The organism is Streptomyces sp. NPDC001902 (genome assembly GCF_042891295.1).
GTDB lineage: Bacteria > Actinomycetota > Actinomycetes > Streptomycetales > Streptomycetaceae > Actinacidiphila.
On sequence record NZ_JBIATA010000021.1, the window covers coordinates 136,323 to 153,792 of the forward strand.

The window sequence follows — 17,470 nt, forward strand, 5'->3', positions numbered from 1 at the left end:
TGAGACCGTTGGCACGCCGGGTGGCCCGCCCGTCCGGGCCGGCTACCCGGCGTGCCAGCGCTGCGCGTCGCCGCTGCCGGCGGAAGCGAAGGAGAGGGTGGAGCCGGGGGTCGAGCCGTCCGGCTGCATCGCGGTGCCGAGGTCGATCTGCGGGCGGATCCGGCCCAGGGAGTCCACCAGGAACTGCAGGTTCCGCGCGTTCCTGCCCTCGGCCGACGAGCAAGCCCAGATGCCGAGGCCGCGGTCGGTGTCACCGCGTGAGTCCAGGCAGAACGAGGAGTCCGCGCCATTGACCAGCAGGCCGCGGGAGTCCACCCGCCACTGCTGGGAGGCGGAGCCGGAGTCGCAGCCCGCGACGATGACGTCGTCGCCCTTGTCGAACTCCTCGTCCCGTACGTCCAGGCAGAGGCCGGACGCGTCGTTGACGATCTGGGCGTAGCTGCTGCCCGGCACTCTCCGCGGCGGGCCGGCGCTCGGCGTGCGCGTCGCCGGGACGTGTTGGGTGGCCCCGGCGCCGGGCCGCGTGGGCGACCGGGTCGCCGAGGCGCTCGGGGTCCCCGCGGGGCTCGGGGTGAGGGTCTGCGTCGCGGTGGCGGTGGCGGTCGCGGTGACCGTGACCGAGCCCGTGGGCGGCTGGGGCAGTGCCCTGTCGCTGCCGGTCGGTGCGGGGTCGTCTCCCGTCGCGTACACCAGGCCGGTGACCGCCAGGCTGGCGGCGGCGACCAGCACCAGGGAGACCAGGGGCGAGGGGTGGCGGGCGCGCAGGTTCAGCAGCCGCTCCAGCGGTCCGGGACGCCTGCGCCGGCGGGACGTCGGGGGCGGAGCCGGCGGGGCGGGTGCGGTGGCGGGCAGCGCGGGGGCGGACCGGGCCGCCAGGTAGGCGGGGCCCGCCCATCCGAGCAGGGCCGTGGCGAGCAGCGGCCGGGGGTCGCGTTCGAGGACGATCAGCGTCTGAAGCGCACCGGCACAGCCCTGGCAGTGCGCGAGGTGCCGCTCCACGTCCTCGTTCTGCCGGGCGTCGTCACGGCGGGCGGCGGCGTCGAGCAGGCGGCCGAAGCCCTTGCACCGGGGGTCCTCGCTGCGCTCCAGGTACGTCCGCAGGTAGGCCTCGCGCAGCGCGTCCCGGGCCCTGGCGGTCAGGTCGGGCAGCTCCGGGGCCCTGTCGCCGGTCCAGCGGGCGACGTCGGCGTCGGCCTCCCGCTCGACGACCGCGTGCCACAGCACGCCCTGGGTGTGCTGCGGCAGCACGGCGAAGGCGCCGCACAGCACGGAGCGCTCGGCCAGGTGGAGCCGAGGGTTGACGGGCAGGCCCGGGAGCCCGGGGACGCGCTGCTCGGCGCCGCGGATGTCGTCGATGAAGGCGGCGTACTCGTCACCGAGCCGTTCGCGGCGGCTGCCGCCCGCCCACACGGCGGCGGCCTGGTGGACGAGCATCAGCAGCCGGTGCCGCCAGGGACCGCGCGGGTCGACCCCCCGGTGCACCTCCTGCCAGGCCAGCGCGAAGGCCTGCGCGGCGAGTTGGTCGGCGGCGGACTGTCCGCGGGCGCACAGCCGTGCGTAGCAGAGGACGGCCGGGAGGTGACGGCGGCGCAGTTCCTCGGTCGCCGGGTAGGCGGTCGGTGCGCCGGCCCGTACCCGCTCGGTGAGAGCGGCGTCGGACAACTCGTCGTAGACGGGCTCTAGGTGCGTTTGGGACACGGCGGACCACCCGGACACGTCGATGGGTCTGGAGGGACAGGGTTGCCCATGGTGGGCCACAAGTTACTGCCGAGGAAAGTGTTTCCGCTGGTAACTCCCCTGTGCGGCAAGGAGTAAGCGCCTTCGGCCCACGCGCTGCGGCCGACGGGTCACCCTGTGCCGCCGAGTCGCGGGCCCCCTCAGCGGATGACGTGCGGCAGGAAGCGCGCGTACGTGTCGGTGACCAGGCCGGCCGACTCGCGTATGCCGAGCCCGGCCGGCTCGTCCGCCACGACCCATGCGCCGAGCACCACGTGGTTGCCGTCGAACACGGGCAGCGGGGCCAGTTCCTGGTAGCAGCAGGGTTCGTCGGCGCGCGGTACGGCGGCTTCTCCCGCGCGGTGCACGGTGACGCCCGCGCCCTCGCGGCCGAGCAGCGGCTTGGCGACCCAGCCGGTGGTCCGGGCGAGGTCACGGGGACCGTCGAGGTGGGCGGCGAGGAGGTTGGGGTGGCCCGGGTAGAGCTCCCACAGGACGGCCAGCAGCGCCTTGTTGGACAGCAGCATCTTCCAGGCGGGCTCGATCCAGCAGGTGGTGCCGGTGCCGCCGCCGTTGTCGAGGGTGTCCAGGACGTGGCCGCCGAACGGGTCGCCTGCCAGCCATTCCCAGGGGTAGAGCTTGAAGCAGCTGCGGATGAAGCGCATCCGGTCGTCGACGAAGCGTCCGGACAGCTCGTCCCAGCCGATCGCCTCGACGGACAGGGCGTGGGTGTCGAGTCCGGCCTGTTCGGCGGTCTCCCGCAGGTAGGCCACCGTCATCAGGTCCTCGCCGAGCTCGTCGGCCTCGGTGTGGGCGAAGTGCACCGGTCCGGGCGGCAGCAGCGGGGCCTGTCGCCGCCACGCGTCGACGAGGCGCTCGTGGAGGGAGTTCCACTGGTCGGCGCCGGGGAAACGGTCCTCCATCCAGAACCACTGCGCGCTGGCCGCCTCCACCAGCGAGGTGGGGGTGTCGGCGTTGTACTCCAGCAGCTTCGCCGGGCCGGTCCCGTCGTAGCGCAGGTCGAAGCGGCCGTAGAGGGAGGGGAGTTCGGTGCGCCGCCGCCAGGACTCGGCGATCCGCCCGGCCAGGCGCGGGTCGTGGACGCCGAGCTCGGCGAACCGGTCCTCGGCCACGATGTGCTCCGCGGCGGCGAGGCACATCGCGTGCAGTTCCGCGACGGTCTCCTCCAGGGCCTCGACCTCCGGGAGCGAGAACGCGTAGTACCCGCTCTCGTCCCAGTACGGCCGCAGGGAGCCGTCGGGGTGACGGGTCAGCGGGTAGACGACGCCCTGGTCCTCCACGATCCGCTGCCAGCCCGGGCGCGGCTCGACGGCGTACCGGCGCATCAGCCGCCGCCGGACCCGTGGCCCGAGCCGTGGCCGCCGAAGCCCCCGGTCTTCACCGACGACTTGTCGAAGCTGCCGCCCTTGGCCTTCCCGCTGCGGACGCTGCCCCCGTAGTAGTAGCGGCCGTGGCCGCCGTCGTCGTCGCACTCCTTGACCGGGAGCGTCCGGTACGTGTCCGGGTCCACGCAGCGCTTGTCGGGGTCGGAGCCGCACGCGGCCAGCGCGGCGGCCAGCACGCCCATGCCGCCGAGGATCACCGTGCCGGACCTGAACCGCCGTCGCTCCGTAGTCGTCATGTCCACAGCGTAGGCAGCGGGGGCCGGCGCCACGAGAGCGGGGTCGCGGGCGGCCCGCCACGAAGGACGGGGGCGGCCGTCGGTGTCGACGGCCGCCCCCGGGGCGGAGCACGGTCGCGGGACCTGCCCGCTCGTGCCGCGTACTACTGGACGATCGTGATGCGGTTCGCCGCCGGGGCCGCCAGCGGCGCGGAGGCCGAGGAGTTGGCGGTCAGGTAGGCGTTGAGCGCGGCCAGGTCGTCGCCGCCGACGAGCTCGTTGGTGCCCTTGGCCAGCTCGCCGAAGCCGTCACCGCCGCCGGACAGGAAGGAGTTCATCGCGACGCGGTAGCTGCCCGCCGGGTCGATCGGGGCGCCACCGAGCCGGATCGAGTCGGTCACGACACGGGCGGCACCGGTCTTGGTGAGGTCCAGCGTGTAGGTCAGGCCGCTGGAGATCTGCAGGATCTTCGGGGCGGCCTCGTTGCTGCCGCTGACCTGCTGCTGGAGCACGGTGACCAGCTGGGCGCCGGTCAGCGTCCGCAGGTTGACCGTGTTGCTGAACGGCTGGACCGCGAAGCCCTCGGCGTAGGTGACGACGCCGTCGCCCTCGCTGCCGGAGGCCTTGTGCACCAGGTCGGTGCGGATCCCGCCGGGGTTCATCAGCGCGATCGTGGCCGACGGGTCGAGGGTCCTGGCGTACGCGAGCTGCGCGTCGGCGATGAGGTCGCCGAGGGCGGACTCGTTGCCCGCCCGGGTGATGTCCTGCGAGATGTAGCCGACGGTGCGGCCCGCGACCGGGGCGGCCAGCGTCTGCCAGCGGCTGATCAGCGAGGTCATGTCCGCGGCCTTGGTCTGGGTGCGGTCCACGACGTGGTTGGAGCCCTCGACCGAGGCGCGCACGATGTCGTGCGTGCGCAGGTCGTACTTCATGTCGAGCTCGGTGAAGAGCCGGCCGAAGGACGCCGCGCTGGTGACCAGACGGTCGTTGCCCTTGGGGTCGGGGATGGTGCAGACGTACGCGTTGTGGGTGTGGCCGGTGACCAGCGCGTCGACGTCCGCCGAGGTGTTCTTGGCGATGTCGACGATCGGGCCGGACAGACCGGTGCCCGCACCGCCGGCGTCGCAGTTGTAGTTGTACGCGGAGGAGGCGGGGAAGCCGCCCTCGTGCACGAGCGCGACGACGGCGTTGACGCCCTTGCGCTTGAGCTCCTTGGTGTACTTGTTGATCGTCTCGACCTCGTCGAGGAACTTCAGGCCCTTGACGCCCTCGGCGGTGACGATGTTCGGGGTGCCCTCGAGCGTGACGCCGATGAAGCCGACGCGGACGCCCTTGACGTTCTCGATGGTGTAGGGCTTGAGCAGCGGGCGGCCGGTCTTCTCGTTGACGACGTTCGCCGAGAGGATCGGGTAGTCCGCGCCCTTGAACGTGCGGCCCTTCTCGTAGCAGCCCTCGACCGGGTGGCAGCCGCCGTTCTGCAGACGGAGCAGCTCGTCCTTGCCCTCGTCGAACTCGTGGTTGCCGACGCCGGTGACGTCCAGGCCCAGCTTGTTCATGGCCTCGACGGTGGGCTCGTCGTGGAACAGGCCCGACAGCAGCGGGCTGGCGCCCACGATGTCGCCGGCGGCGACGGTGAGCGAACGCTCCTGCCCCTTGCGGGCGGTGCGCAGGCTGGAGGCCAGGTACTCGACGCCGCCGGCGTCGACGGTCTTGGTGGTGCCGTCCGCCTGGAGCTCGGTGACGCGGCCGGAGGAACCGGCCGGGGGCTCCAGGTTGCCGTGGAAGTCGTTGACGGCGAGGAGCTGGAGGTCGACGGTACGGCTGCCGTGGCCGTGACCCCCGTGGTGGGTCTCGTGGGCCTGGGCGGCCGGGCTCGCTATCGCGAGCACACCGACCGCCGCGAGGCCGGCGGTCGCGGCGGCGACGCGGCGTGCGGCACGGCGACGCGGGTGGGTCACTGACATGGGTCCCCTTGGACGTGAACGATGGATGGAGGCGGAGGACGGCCGCAGCCTATTGTCAACGCGCGTAGTTGTCAGTGGCTTTGCGGTTACGGGCAGGTTTCGACTGATCGGTACATGACGGGCAACCGGACTCACGTCTCACTCACCGGAACGATCTGTCTCGCCATTCAAACAAGCGACATAGTTGGATCCACCACCGACCGAGGAGGTGCACCCATGCCCCGTCGCTGGCTGATGCTCGCCCTGGGCACCGCCGCACAGACCGCCGCCTGCGCCTTCGTCTACGGAGTCCCCTATCTGGCCGCCACGTTGCGGAACACCGCGCACCTGACGCTGCCGCAGATCGGGCTGCTCATCGCCTGCCCCACCGCCGGGCTGGTCGCGGCCCTCGTCGTGTGGGGCGCCGCCGCCGACCGGTACGGCGAACGCGTCGTCATCGCCATCGGGCTGGGCGGCGCCGCCGCGCTGCTCGCCGTCGCGGCCGGCGCGGTGCGCGCCGGAGGCGGCACGACGGCACTGGGCGCGCTGCTCGCCCTGGCGGGAGCGGCGGGGGCCTCGGTGTACTCCGCGAGCGGACGCCTCGTCATGGGCTGGTTCTCCGCCGGGGAACGCGGGCTGGCCATGGGCATCCGGCAGACCGCCACCCCGCTGGGCATGGGCGTGGCCGCACTGACCATGCCGCCGCTCGCCGCCGCGTACGGGGTGCACGGCGCCTTCGGCTTCCTGGCCGCCGTGTGCGGGGTCGTCGCCTGCCTGGTCGCACTGTTCGCCGCCGACCCGGTACGCCCGCGGACCGGTCCCGGCGCGGCACCGGCCGCCAACCCCTACCGGGGCTCGGCGACCTTGTGGCGGATCCACGGCGCGGGCGCGCTGCTGGTCGTACCGCAGTTCACAGCGGGGGCCTTCGCCCTGGTGCTGCTGGTGGACACCCGGGGCTGGTCGCCGGTCGGCGCCGGCCGGCTGATCGCCGTCGCACAGGTGCTGGGGGCCTGCTTCCGGATCGCCGCCGGGCGCTGGTCGGACCGGGTCGGCAGCCGGCTGCGGCCGATGCGGCAACTCGCCGTCGGCACCGCCGTGGTGGTCGCCGCGGCGGCGGTGACCGCGGCCTTCCCCTCCGCGGTGACCGCCGCCGCCCTCGTCCTGTCCATAGGGATCACCGCCAGCACCAACGGCCTGTCCTTCACCGCCACGGCCGAACGCGCCGGCCCGTCCTGGTCCGGCCGTGCCCTCGGCGTCCACAACACCGGGCAGAACCTGACCGCCGCCGTCGTCCCGCCGCTGAGCGCCGTCCTCATCTCGGCCACCGGCTACTGGCCCGCCCTCGCCGCCGCGGCGGCCGTGGCCTGCGGTGCGGCGGCACTGGTGCCGATGGACACCTCCCGCACCCCCACGGCCGTAAGCTCGGTCCCATGACCGACGCAGCAGCGCAGCAGACCGCCGTGGGCCCCCGCAGGATCGAGACCCTCGACGCGCTGAGCCCCGGCCGCGCCGAGGCGGTCCTGGCCCTGATCGAGGCGGCCGCGGCGGTCGACGGCCAGGCCGCGGTCTCCGAGCAGGGCCGGCTGAACCTGCGCGGCGGTGCCCGTGAGGGCGTGCGCCACCTGGTGGTCGAGAGCGACGGCGTGCTCGTCGGGTACGCCCAACTGGAGGACACCGACCCGGTCGAGGCCCCCGCCGCCGAGATGGTCATCCACCCCGCGTACCGCGCACAGGGTCACGGCCGCGCCCTCGGCCACGCACTGCTCGCCGCCTCCGGCAAACGGCTGCGCGTGTGGGCGCACGGCGGCCACCCCGCCGCCCGCCACCTGGCCGGACTGCTCGGCCTCGCCCTCTTCCGCGAGCTGCGGCAGTTGCGCCGCCCCCTGGAGGAGGGCGCCGGCGCGCCCCCGCTGGGCGGGCCCGTGCTCCCCGCCGACGTCACCGTGCGCGCCTTCGTCCCCGGGCAGGACGACGCCGCCTGGCTGGCGGTCAACGCCGCCGCCTTCGCGCACCACCCCGAGCAGGGCAGCCTCACCCAGCGCGACCTCGACGACCGCAAGGCCGAGCCCTGGTTCGACGCGGCCGGCTTCTTCCTCGCCTTCCGCGGCGACCGGCTGGCCGGCTTCCACTGGACGAAGGTGCACGAGCGCGAGCGCCTCGGCGAGGTCTACGTCCTGGGCATCCACCCCGAGGAGCAGGGCGGCGGCCTGGGCCGGGCGCTCACCCTCATCGGGCTGCGGTACCTCGCGCACGACCGCGGCCTGCCCACCGCGATGCTCTACGTCGACGCGGACAACGCCCCCGCCCTCGCCGTCTACGAACGTCTCGGCTTCACCACGCACGAGGTCGACCTGATGTACCGGACGGAGACCTGAGGCTCCCGCGGGCGGGCGACCGGGCCCCGGCGGAGCCTTCCGGGTGACCGTCCGGACACGGCCGGTACGTACGGCGATTTCCTGACCGCCACCTGCCCGTTACCGGCGATTCAAACTCGCTTGCGAGCATCTGTGAATGCAGACGCCCGCCGCGACCCACTTCCCCCCTCTCGACCTGCCGGTATCCCGGCGCGCCGGGGACAATGGGGGCATGGTCGGTGGCCGGGTTCCGTGCGCCGCCGTCCACGTGAACGACGTGCCGGATCCGGAGGAGGGCTCGCACCCATGGCCTCGATGAATTTCCCGACGAACGCCCGGACCGAGCGGTCCGGCTCCGGTGCGCCCACCGCGTCCGAGACCCCGGCGGAACAGCCCCCGGCGGAGCAGTCCCCGGCCTACGGCCGCCCGCACGTCGTCCCGCCCCTACACCCCGAACTCAAGCGCCTGGACGGCCTCGCGACCGTGCCGCGGCCCGCGGAGAAGTCGGGCGAGGCCCTTGCGGCCGACGCGGCGGTGGACGAGGGCACGGACGAAGAGCTCCCGATGAACCGTTTCCTTGACCGCGAGCAAAGCTGGCTGGCCTTCAACGAGCGCGTGCTGGAACTCGCCGAGGATCCGGGCACCCCCCTGCTCGAACGGGCCAACTTCCTCGCGATCTTCGCCAGCAACCTGGACGAGTTCTTCATGGTCCGCGTCGCCGGCCTGAAGCGCCGCATCACCACCGGCGTCGCCCAGCGCTCGGCCTCGGGCCTGTCGCCCACCAAGGTGCTGGAGAACATCCTCACCCGCGCCCGCGAGCTCATGGCCCGGCACGCCGCCTGCTTCCAGAACGACGTGGCCCCGGCGCTCGCCGAGGAGGACATCCACATCATCCGGTGGAGCGACCTCACCGAGAAGGAGCAGGCCCGGCTCTTCACGCTCTTCCGCAACAAGATCTTCCCGGTCCTGACCCCGCTGGCCGTCGACCCGGCGCACCCGTTCCCGTACATCTCCGGCCTGTCCCTGAACCTGGCCGTCACCGTGCGCAACCCGGTCTCCGGTCACGACCACTTCGCCCGTGTGAAGGTCCCGCCGATCCTGTCCCGGTTCCTCGAGGCCGGCCCGCAGCGCTTCGTCCCGCTGGAGGACGTCATCGCCGCGCACCTGGAGGAGCTGTTCCCCGGCATGGAGGTGCTGGACAGCCACATGTTCCGGGTGACCCGGAACGAGGACCTGGAGGTGGAGGAGGACGACGCGGAGAACCTGCTCCAGGCCCTGGAGAAGGAGCTGCTGCGGCGCCGCTTCGGTCCCCCGGTCCGCCTGGAGGTCGAGGAGTCGATCTCCCCGCAGGCCCTGGACACCCTGGTCCAGGAGCTGAACATAGAGGACGCCGAGGTCTACCCGCTGCCCGGACCGCTCGACCTGACCGGGCTGTTCGCGATCGCCGGGCAGGACCGTCCGGAGCTGAAGTACCCGAAGTTCGTCGGCGGCACCCACCCGGACCTGGCCGAGGTCGAGTCCGCGCACGCCACCGACGTCTTCGCGGCGCTGCGCGAGCGCGACGTGCTGCTGCACCACCCGTACAACTCCTTCTCCACCTCCGTGCAGCGCTTCCTGGAGCAGGCCGCGCAGGACCCGGACGTCCTGGCCATCAAGCAGACGCTGTACCGCACCTCCGGCGACTCCCCGATCGTGGACGCCCTGATCGACGCCGCCGAGGCCGGCAAGCAGGTGCTGGTGCTGGTCGAGATCAAGGCGCGCTTCGACGAGCAGGCCAACATCAAGTGGGCCCGCAAGCTGGAGGAGGCCGGCTGCCACGTCGTCTACGGCCTGGTCGGGCTGAAGACGCACTGCAAGCTGTCGCTCGTGGTCCGCCAGGAGGGCGACACGCTGCGCCGCTACAGCCACGTCGGCACCGGCAACTACCACCCGAAGACCGCCCGGCTCTACGAGGACCTCGGGCTGCTGACCGCCGACGCGCAGGTCGGCGCCGACCTGTCCCACCTGTTCAACCGGCTCTCCGGCTACTCGCGCCGCGAGACCTACAACCGCCTGCTGGTGGCCCCGCGCAGCCTGCGCGACGGGCTGGTCTCGCGGATCCTCGCGGAGATCGCCCACCATCGCGAGGGCCGGCCCGCGTACATCCGGATCAAGGCCAACTCGATGGTCGACGAGGCGATCGTCGACGCCCTCTACCGGGCCTCGATGGCCGGCGTGCCCGTCGACGTCTGGGTGCGCGGCATCTGCGCGCTGCGCCCGGGGGTGCCGGGCCTGTCGGAGAACATCCGGGTGCGCAGCGTGCTCGGCCGCTTCCTGGAGCACTCCCGGGTCTTCGTCTTCGGCAACGGAGGCGACCCCGAGGTGTGGCTCGGCAGCGCCGACATGATGCACCGCAACCTCGACCGCCGGATCGAGGCGCTGGTCCGGGTCGCCGACCCGGCGCACCGCGCCTCCCTGAACCGATTCCTGGAGACCGGAACCTCGGACTCCACCTCGTCCTGGTGGCTCGGCCCGGACGGGGACTGGACCCGGCACAGCACCGACGCCGAAGGGCGTCCGCTGCCCCACATCCAGGAGATGCTCATCGATGCGCGGAGGCGCCGGCGTGGCCCAGCGACACCCTGACACGGCAGCGACGCCCGCCGGCCTGACCGCCGGCGGGCTCCCCGACCGTGAGGCCGGTGCGGTCCTCGGACAGTACCTGCGGGAGGAGGCCACGGCCTTTCTGCGCGCACTGGCACCACGTGAGGGCGAACCCGGCCGACCTCAGGACGACACCGCCGAGAGCGGCCGCCAGATGCGCCGCTCGGCCCGCCGCATCGCCGGCACCCTGCACACCTTCGGGTCGCTCACCGACCCGGGCTGGGCCGACCCCCTGCGGGCCGAGCTCGGCTGGCTCACCGACACCCTCGGCCGCGAGCACCGCTACGCCGCCCGGCTCAGCCGGCTGATCGGCGCACTGCAGCGGCTGGCCTCCGCGGAGGACACGGGGGGCATCCCCGCCGCTGCCGCCGACGACGACCTCGGCCTGTGGCTGCCGGTACCCACGGTGCCGGACCCGGCGGCCGCAGCGTCCGAACCGCCCCGCGAGCGCCTGGGCGGCGTCGCGGAGACCCCACGCGGCACGACGGCCGCGCCCCAGGCGCCCGCCGAGGTCCCGGAACCGCTGACCGCGGTGGCCCACGCCGCCGGGACCCGTCGCTCCCCGGCTCCGCCGCAGGCCGCCGAACGCGGCGGCGCCGCGGGCGGCCCGCTCGCCGTGGGCGCCGCCCGGGCCGGTGCCCTGCTGGAACGTCAGCTCACCCTCGCCCGGACCCGGGCGCACTCCGCCGCCCTGCAGGCCATGGGCTCCTCGCGGTTCCACGCGGTGGTGGACGCGGTGGCGGTGCTCGCCTCCGAGGTGCCGCTGTCCCCCACGGCGCGCAAACCCGCCGCCACCGTGCTGCCGCTGCTGGCGGAGCAGGCCCACGCCCGGCTCACCGAGGCCGCGGCCGCACTGCCGCTGACGCGCGCACGGCACCCGTACAACGGCGAGACGCTCCACGCCGCGCTCGCCGGCGAACTGCCCGCAGAACGCCAGGACGCCGCGTGGAACCGGGTCCGCGTCCTGTTGCGGCTGCGCCGCTACGCCCAGGAGGTGCTGGCCTGCGACGACGGGGACTCCGCCGCCCGGCTGGCCGCCGCGGCGCGCGTGCTGGAGCAGCACCGCGAGGCCTCGGAGGCCGCGACCGCCGTGACCGCCGCCGCCCGCACCCCGCGGATCGCCCCCGCCACCGCCTACGCGCTGGGCGTGCTCCACGCCGACCAGCGCCTGGAGGTGGAGGCGGCCCGGTACGCCTTCGCCCACCTGTGGTCGCGCTGACGGTCGCGCCGACCGTCCGGCCCGCCCGTGGGAGCGGCCCGTGACCCGCAGCCCGGAAAGGAGCACCGCCATCGCCTCCACCGGAACCGCCGACACCCCGATCCTCGCCGCCGGAGCGGTGCTGTGGCGCCGCTCCCCGTTCGACGACGGCCTGGAGATCGCACTGATCCACCGCCCCAAGTACGACGACTGGTCGCTTCCCAAGGGGAAGTTGAAGCGCGGGGAGACGGCGCTGGACGGCGCGCTCCGCGAGGTCAAGGAGGAGACCGGGCTCGACTGCGTGCCCGGGCGGGTGCTCCCGTCCTCCACCTATCTCGTGGAGGGGCGCACGAAGATCGTGCGTTACTGGGCCGCCGAGGCGCGCGAGGGTTCCTTCGCCCCGAACCACGAGGTCGACCGCATGCTCTGGCTTCCGCCGGCCGCCGCGCGCAACCGGCTCACCCATGAGCGGGACCATGCCGTGCTCGACGCGTTCCTGCGCGGAACGCGCATGTGACGATGGCACGCTGAGACGTACGCCACTCGGTGTGGGCTACAGCACCGCACTGATATGCGAGGTTCACCTTGCGTTCACCCTCGGCCGTCGACCACTTCACCTGATCTGCCTAATTTCGGCCTTACCGGTGAGCGAGCAGCCGCCGGGTGGATGCAGAAATCCATACCTCTGCTTCGCCGTCCACCGGCGGGCTTCAGGAAGGAATCACCAAAGGTGAAGCTTCAGCGTAAGAGCGGGCTCCGCGCCCTGGCCGTCGGCGCGGTCGCGGTCTCGGGTGCCCTCATGCTCACTGCGTGCGGTTCGGACGACAACACAAACGCGGGCGGCGACAGCAGCAAGGCACCCACGTCGTCCAGCAGCATCAAGTGCGCGGACAAGGGCGGCCAGCTCCTCGCTTCGGGCTCCTCGGCGCAGCAGAACGCCATGGACGCCTGGGTCAAGAACTACCAGCAGGCCTGCACCGACGCCCAGATCAACTACAAGGCGTCGTCCTCCGGTGAGGGCATCATCGACTTCAACAACGGCACGGACGGCTTCGCCGGCTCCGACTCGCCGCTGAAGCCCGAAGAGGTCGAGGCGTCCAAGAAGGTCTGCACCGACGGCACCGGCATCAGCATCCCGATGGTCGGCGGCCCGATCGCCATCGGTTACAACGTCTCCGGCGTGGACAACCTGGTCCTGGACGCCCCGACCCTGGCCAAGATCTTCGACTCGAAGATCACCACCTGGGACGACGCGGCCATCAAGAAGCTGAACCCGGACGCCAAGCTCCCCAGCTCCAAGATCCAGACCTTCCACCGCCAGGACGAGTCCGGCACCACGGACAACCTCACCAAGTACTTCAACGGTGCCGCCAAGGACGCGTGGCCGTACGAGCACGCCAAGGCGTGGGCGGGCAAGGGCGGCCAGTCCGCCGCCAAGTCCGCCGGTGTCGCGGCCCAGGTCAAGCAGGTCAACGGCTCGATCGGTTACTTCGAGCTCTCCTACGCGACCGCCAACAGCATCAAGACGGTGAAGATCGACACCGGCGCCTCCGCCCCGGTCGAGGCCACCGCCGACAACGCCTCCGCCGGCATCGCGCAGGCGAAGGTCGTGGGCACCGGTGCCGACCTGTCCCTGGACATGTCCGCCGCCTACACCACCAAGGCCGACAACGCCTACCCGATCGTCCTGGTGACCTACGAGATCGCCTGCGACAAGGGCAACAAGGCCGAGACCCTGCCGCTGGTGAAGTCCTTCCTGGGCTACACCGCGTCCGAGGAGGGCCAGTCGATCCTGTCCGAGGCCGGCTACGCGCCGCTCCCGGCCGAGATCGCCACGAAGGTCCGCTCCACCGTGGACGCCCTGTCCTAACCCAGTCGACCGGCCCCGCGACGCACGTCGCGGGGCCGGTCGCACTTCCGGTGCACCGCCGCCGGGGGAGTGATCCCCCACCCAGACCGGAGAGAAAACCGATGGCTATAACCGCACAGAAGCCCACCCCGCCACCGTCCGCCAGGCATGCCGGGGCCACCGTCACGCGCGCCGGCGACAAGATCTTCTCAGGCCTGTCCCGTGGTTCCGGCATCCTGCTGCTGGTGATCATGGCGTCGATCGCGATCTTCCTGACGATCCGCGCGATCAACGCGATCTCCAAGGACCAGGGCAACTTCCTGACCACCTTCGAGTGGAACGCCGGCGCGAACCCGCCGGTCTTCGGCATCGCCGTGCTCGCCTACGGCACGATCGTCAGCTCGGTCATCGCGATGGTCATCGCGGTCCCGATCGCCGTCGGCATCGCGCTGTTCATCTCGCACTACGCGCCGCGCCGCATCGCCTCGCCGCTGTCGTACATCGTCGACCTGCTCGCCGCCGTGCCCAGCATCATCTACGGCCTGTGGGGCGCGCTCTTCCTGGTCCCGCACCTGGTCGGCCTGAACATGTGGCTGGACGAGTACCTCGGCTGGACCGTCGTCTTCGAGAAGGAAGACCCCCAGGGCGCGGCCCGCTCGATCTTCACCGTCGGCATCCTGCTGGCGATCATGATCCTCCCGATCATCACCAACGTCAGCCGCGAGGTCTTCCGCCAGGTGCCGCGGATGCACGAGGAGGCCGCCCTGGCCCTCGGCGCGACCCGCTGGGAGACCATCCGCATGTCGGTGCTCCCCTTCGCCCGGTCCGGCATCATCAGCGCCTCGATGCTCGGCCTCGGCCGCGCGCTCGGCGAGACGATGGCCGTCGCCACGGTGCTGTCCGCCGCGCCCATCCTGTCGGTGCACGTCCTGGACCCGGTCGGCGGGACCTTCTCCCAGAACATCGTCGCCAAGTTCGGCGAGGCCAACGAGTTCGGCCGTGACGCACTGATCGCCTCCGGTCTGGTGCTCTTCGTCATCACCCTGCTCGTCAACGGTGCCGCCCGCGCGATCATCGCCAAGCGCAAGGAATACTCGGGGGCCAACGCATGAGCCACGCAGTAGCAGACAAGCGCTCCGCCCCCGCGGTGCCGCAGCGGGCCCTGGCCCAGCGCCGGCTCCCCAAGTGGGCTCCCGCGGGCATAGCCGCCGGCGCGCTCGTGCTCGCCGTCGGCATCGGCCTCGGAGCGAGCCTGGACAGCAAGATCCAGTGGGGTCTGATCGCCGTCCTGCTGTTCGTCCTCGGCACCTACGCGATCGCCGCGATGGTCGAGGGCCGCCGCCAGGCCAAGGACCGGGTCGCCACCAGCGTCATCTGGGCGTCCTTCGTCCTCGCCGCGCTCCCCCTGTACTCGCTGATCCAGACCACGGTCAGCAAGGGTGTCAAGATTCTCGACGGCGCCTTCCTGTCGCACTCCATGAACGGCGTGCTGACCATCGGCGAGGGCGGCGGTGTCTACCACGCCATCATCGGCACCCTGGAGCAGGTCGGCATCGCCACCGCCATCGCGGCCCCGATCGGCATGATGACCGCCGTCTACCTCGTCGAGTACGGCAAGGGCCGGCTCGCCACGGCGGTGACCTTCTTCGTCGACGTCATGACGGGCATCCCGTCGATCGTCGCCGGTCTGTTCATCCTGTCGACCTGGAACCTGCTGCTGGGCTTCGGCCCCTCGGGCTTCGCCGGCGCCATGGCCCTGGCCATCCTGATGATGCCGGTGGTCGTCCGCTCCACCGAGGAGATGCTCAAGCTCGTCCCGAACGAGCTGCGCGAGGCCTCGCTGGCGCTCGGTGTCCCCAAGTGGCGCACCATTGTGAAGGTGGTCATCCCGACCGCGATCGGCGGCATCACCACGGGCGTCATGCTCGCGGTCGCCCGCATCGCCGGCGAGAGCGCCCCCATCGCGCTGTTGGTCTTCGGCAACAACCTGATCAACAACGACCCGTTCAACGGCCCTCAGGCCTCACTGCCGTTCTACATCTACCAGCAGTACCAGAACGGCAACGAGCCGAGCTACGACCGGGCGTGGGCGGCGGCACTCGTGCTGATCGCCTTCGTCATGATCCTCAACCTTGTGGCGCGCAGCATCGCGCGCTGGAAGGCCCCGAAGACCGGTCGCTGACGCGGCCAACATCAGCGACCCAAGGATTGCGAGCAACACCACCATGGCCAAGCGAATCGACGTCAGCGGACTCTCCGCCTACTACGGCGGCTTCAAGGCGATCGACGACATCTCGATGAACATCGAGCCGCGCACGGTGACGGCCTTCATCGGCCCGTCCGGCTGCGGCAAGTCCACCTTCCTGCGCACCCTCAACCGCATGCACGAGGTCACCCCCGGCGGCCGCGTCGAGGGCAAGGTGCTCCTGGACGACGAGAACCTCTACGGCCCCGGCGTGGACCCGGTCTCCGTGCGCCGCACGGTCGGCATGGTCTTCCAGCGCCCCAACCCGTTCCCGACGATGTCGGTCTACGACAACGTCGCGGCCGGCCTGAAGCTGAACGGCGTCAAGAAGAAGAGCGACCTCGACACGATCGTCGAGAAGTCGCTGCGCGGCGCCAACCTCTGGAACGAGGTCAAGGACCGCCTCAACAAGCCCGGCTCGGGCCTGTCCGGCGGTCAGCAGCAGCGTCTGTGCATCGCCCGCGCCATCGCGGTCGAGCCCCAGGTCCTGCTCATGGACGAGCCCTGCTCCGCGCTCGACCCGATCTCCACCCTCGCCATCGAGGACCTGATCGGTGAGCTCAAGGAGCGTTTCACCATCGTCATCGTGACCCACAACATGCAGCAGGCCGCGCGCGTCTCCGACCGCACCGCCTTCTTCAACCTGTCGGCGGTGGGCCAGCCCGGCAAGCTGATCGAGATCGACGAGACCGAGCGCATCTTCTCCAACCCGTCCGTCCAGGCGACCGAGGACTACATCTCCGGCCGCTTCGGCTGATCCGTCCCGCAGCCGGCCACAGCCGTCCTGCGGTGCTGCATGGCGGTGCCACCGCAAGGCGAAGGGCCCGCCCCCCGTACGGGGGGCGGGCCCATTTGCGTCGTACCCGGGGGCGCGTACCCGGGGGCGGGTCGTCCCCGGCTCAGCCGAAGGCCACGTGCACCACGGCGTAGACCAGCGCGGCCACCAGCGCCGCGGCCGGCATGGTGATGAACCAGCCGGTCACGATGTTCTTCGCGACGCCCCAGCGGACCGCGTTGACCCGCTTCGTCGCACCGACGCCCATGATGGCCGAGGTGATGATGTGGGTCGTGGAGATCGGCGCCTTGAAGATGTAGGCGGTCGTGTAGAGGATCGACGCCGCCGTGGTCTCGGCGGCGAAGCCCTGCGGCGGGTCCAGCTCGATGATCTTGCGGCCGAGGGTGCGCATGATGCGCCAGCCGCCGGCGTACGTACCGAGCGAGAGCATCGCCGCGCAGGCGAACTTCACCCACAGCGGGATCCCGTCGCCCTCCTCCTGGACGTCGGCGATGGTCAGCGCGAGCACCACGACGCCCATCGTCTTCTGCGCGTCCTGCAGGCCGTGGCCGAGCGCCATGCCCGCGGCCGAGACCGTCTGCGCGATGCGGAAGCCGCGCTTGGCCTTGTGGGGGTTGGCCTTGCGGAAGATCCACAGGATGGCCAGCATCACCAGGTAGCCGACGACCAGCCCGACGACCGGCGACAGGAACATCGGCAGGATGACCTTGTCCACCACCCCGGACCAGATGACCCCCGTGCCGCCGGCCAGCGCCGCCCCCACCAGACCGCCGAAGAGCGCGTGGCTGCTGGAGGAGGGCAGCCCGTAGTACCAGGTGATCAGGTTCCAGACGATCGCCCCGACCAGCCCGGAGAAGAGGATCGCCATGCCGGTCTGCCCGTGCGGCGTCTCGATCAGGCCCTCGCTGACGGTGTGGGCGATCCCGGTGCCGAGGAAGGCGCCGGCGAGGTTCATCACCGCGGCCATCGCCAGCGCGGCCCGCGGGGTCAGCGCCCGGGTGGACACGGAGGTGGCGATGGCGTTCGCGGAGTCGTGGAAGCCGTTGGTGTACGTGAAGAAGAGCGCGACGCCGATGGTCACGACCAGAGAGAAGGTCTCCACCGG

General features: G+C 71.9%; 14 protein-coding genes. 9 read left to right on the plus strand and 5 right to left on the minus strand.

The genetic code is table 11. From position 1 onward, the window contains the following. Positions 1-42: 42 nt before the first annotated feature. The 4 genes from ACFYYN_RS29705 to ACFYYN_RS29720 form a co-directional block, all read right to left on the minus strand. The gene (locus ACFYYN_RS29705) at positions 43-1,698 is read right to left on the minus strand and encodes an RICIN domain-containing protein (RefSeq protein WP_500548190.1); all 1,656 of its coding nucleotides are present in this window, start codon (positions 1,696-1,698) and stop codon (positions 43-45) included. A 179-nt stretch (positions 1,699-1,877) separates the two neighbouring features. Continuing rightward, a complete protein-coding gene (locus tag ACFYYN_RS29710) occupies positions 1,878-3,062 on the minus strand; it encodes a glutathionylspermidine synthase family protein (RefSeq protein ID WP_500359395.1) in 1,185 nt (394 codons plus the stop codon). After that, positions 3,062-3,358 carry a hypothetical protein gene (locus ACFYYN_RS29715; RefSeq protein ID WP_500548191.1) on the minus strand — a complete coding sequence of 99 codons (297 nt, stop codon included), beginning with the start codon at positions 3,356-3,358 and terminating at the stop codon, positions 3,062-3,064. Before ACFYYN_RS29715 ends, ACFYYN_RS29710 begins: the two co-directional genes overlap by 1 nt. A 143-nt stretch (positions 3,359-3,501) precedes the next feature. Next, on the minus strand, positions 3,502-5,301 hold the full coding sequence (locus ACFYYN_RS29720) for a bifunctional metallophosphatase/5'-nucleotidase (RefSeq protein ID WP_500548192.1): 1,800 nt from the start codon (positions 5,299-5,301) through the stop codon (positions 3,502-3,504). A gap of 216 nt (positions 5,302-5,517) precedes the next feature. On the opposite strand from ACFYYN_RS29720, the gene ACFYYN_RS29725 reads away from it, so the two are divergent. The 9 genes from ACFYYN_RS29725 (at position 5,518) to pstB (ending at position 16,326) form a co-directional block, all read left to right on the plus strand. Further along, positions 5,518-6,714 (plus strand): MFS transporter, encoded by a 1,197-nt coding sequence (locus tag ACFYYN_RS29725; RefSeq protein WP_500548193.1) that lies wholly within the window; start codon positions 5,518-5,520, stop codon positions 6,712-6,714. After that, a complete protein-coding gene (mshD, locus tag ACFYYN_RS29730; RefSeq protein ID WP_500548194.1) occupies positions 6,711-7,655 on the plus strand; it encodes a mycothiol synthase in 945 nt (314 codons plus the stop codon). The genes ACFYYN_RS29725 and mshD overlap by 4 nt, the downstream gene beginning before the upstream one ends. Positions 7,656-7,940: 285 nt before the next feature. Further along, positions 7,941-10,259, plus strand: coding sequence for an RNA degradosome polyphosphate kinase (locus ACFYYN_RS29735; protein ID WP_500548195.1), 2,319 nt, complete (start codon positions 7,941-7,943; stop codon positions 10,257-10,259). Beyond that, positions 10,222-11,496 (plus strand): CHAD domain-containing protein, encoded by a 1,275-nt coding sequence (locus ACFYYN_RS29740; protein ID WP_500548196.1) that lies wholly within the window; start codon positions 10,222-10,224, stop codon positions 11,494-11,496. Before ACFYYN_RS29735 ends, ACFYYN_RS29740 begins: the two co-directional genes overlap by 38 nt. 40 nt (positions 11,497-11,536) lie before the next feature. Then, complete coding sequence (locus ACFYYN_RS29745) at positions 11,537-11,992, plus strand: NUDIX hydrolase (RefSeq protein ID WP_500548197.1); 456 nt, start codon at positions 11,537-11,539, stop codon at positions 11,990-11,992. 213 nt (positions 11,993-12,205) lie between these two features. Beyond that, complete coding sequence (pstS, locus tag ACFYYN_RS29750; RefSeq protein ID WP_500330721.1) at positions 12,206-13,345, plus strand: phosphate ABC transporter substrate-binding protein PstS; 1,140 nt, start codon at positions 12,206-12,208, stop codon at positions 13,343-13,345. Between the two features lie 101 nt (positions 13,346-13,446). Further along, on the plus strand, positions 13,447-14,436 hold the full coding sequence (gene pstC, locus ACFYYN_RS29755; protein ID WP_500330720.1) for a phosphate ABC transporter permease subunit PstC: 990 nt from the start codon (positions 13,447-13,449) through the stop codon (positions 14,434-14,436). After that, a complete protein-coding gene (gene pstA, locus ACFYYN_RS29760; protein WP_500330719.1) occupies positions 14,433-15,506 on the plus strand; it encodes a phosphate ABC transporter permease PstA in 1,074 nt (357 codons plus the stop codon). Before pstC ends, pstA begins: the two co-directional genes overlap by 4 nt. A gap of 43 nt (positions 15,507-15,549) precedes the next feature. After that, positions 15,550-16,326 (plus strand): phosphate ABC transporter ATP-binding protein PstB, encoded by a 777-nt coding sequence (pstB, locus tag ACFYYN_RS29765; protein WP_500330717.1) that lies wholly within the window; start codon positions 15,550-15,552, stop codon positions 16,324-16,326. A 142-nt stretch (positions 16,327-16,468) separates the two neighbouring features. Here pstB and ACFYYN_RS29770 read toward each other — a convergent pair whose 3' ends face one another. Then, on the minus strand, positions 16,469-17,467 hold the full coding sequence (locus ACFYYN_RS29770) for an inorganic phosphate transporter (RefSeq protein ID WP_499513103.1): 999 nt from the start codon (positions 17,465-17,467) through the stop codon (positions 16,469-16,471). Between the last annotated feature and the right edge of the window lie 3 nt (positions 17,468-17,470).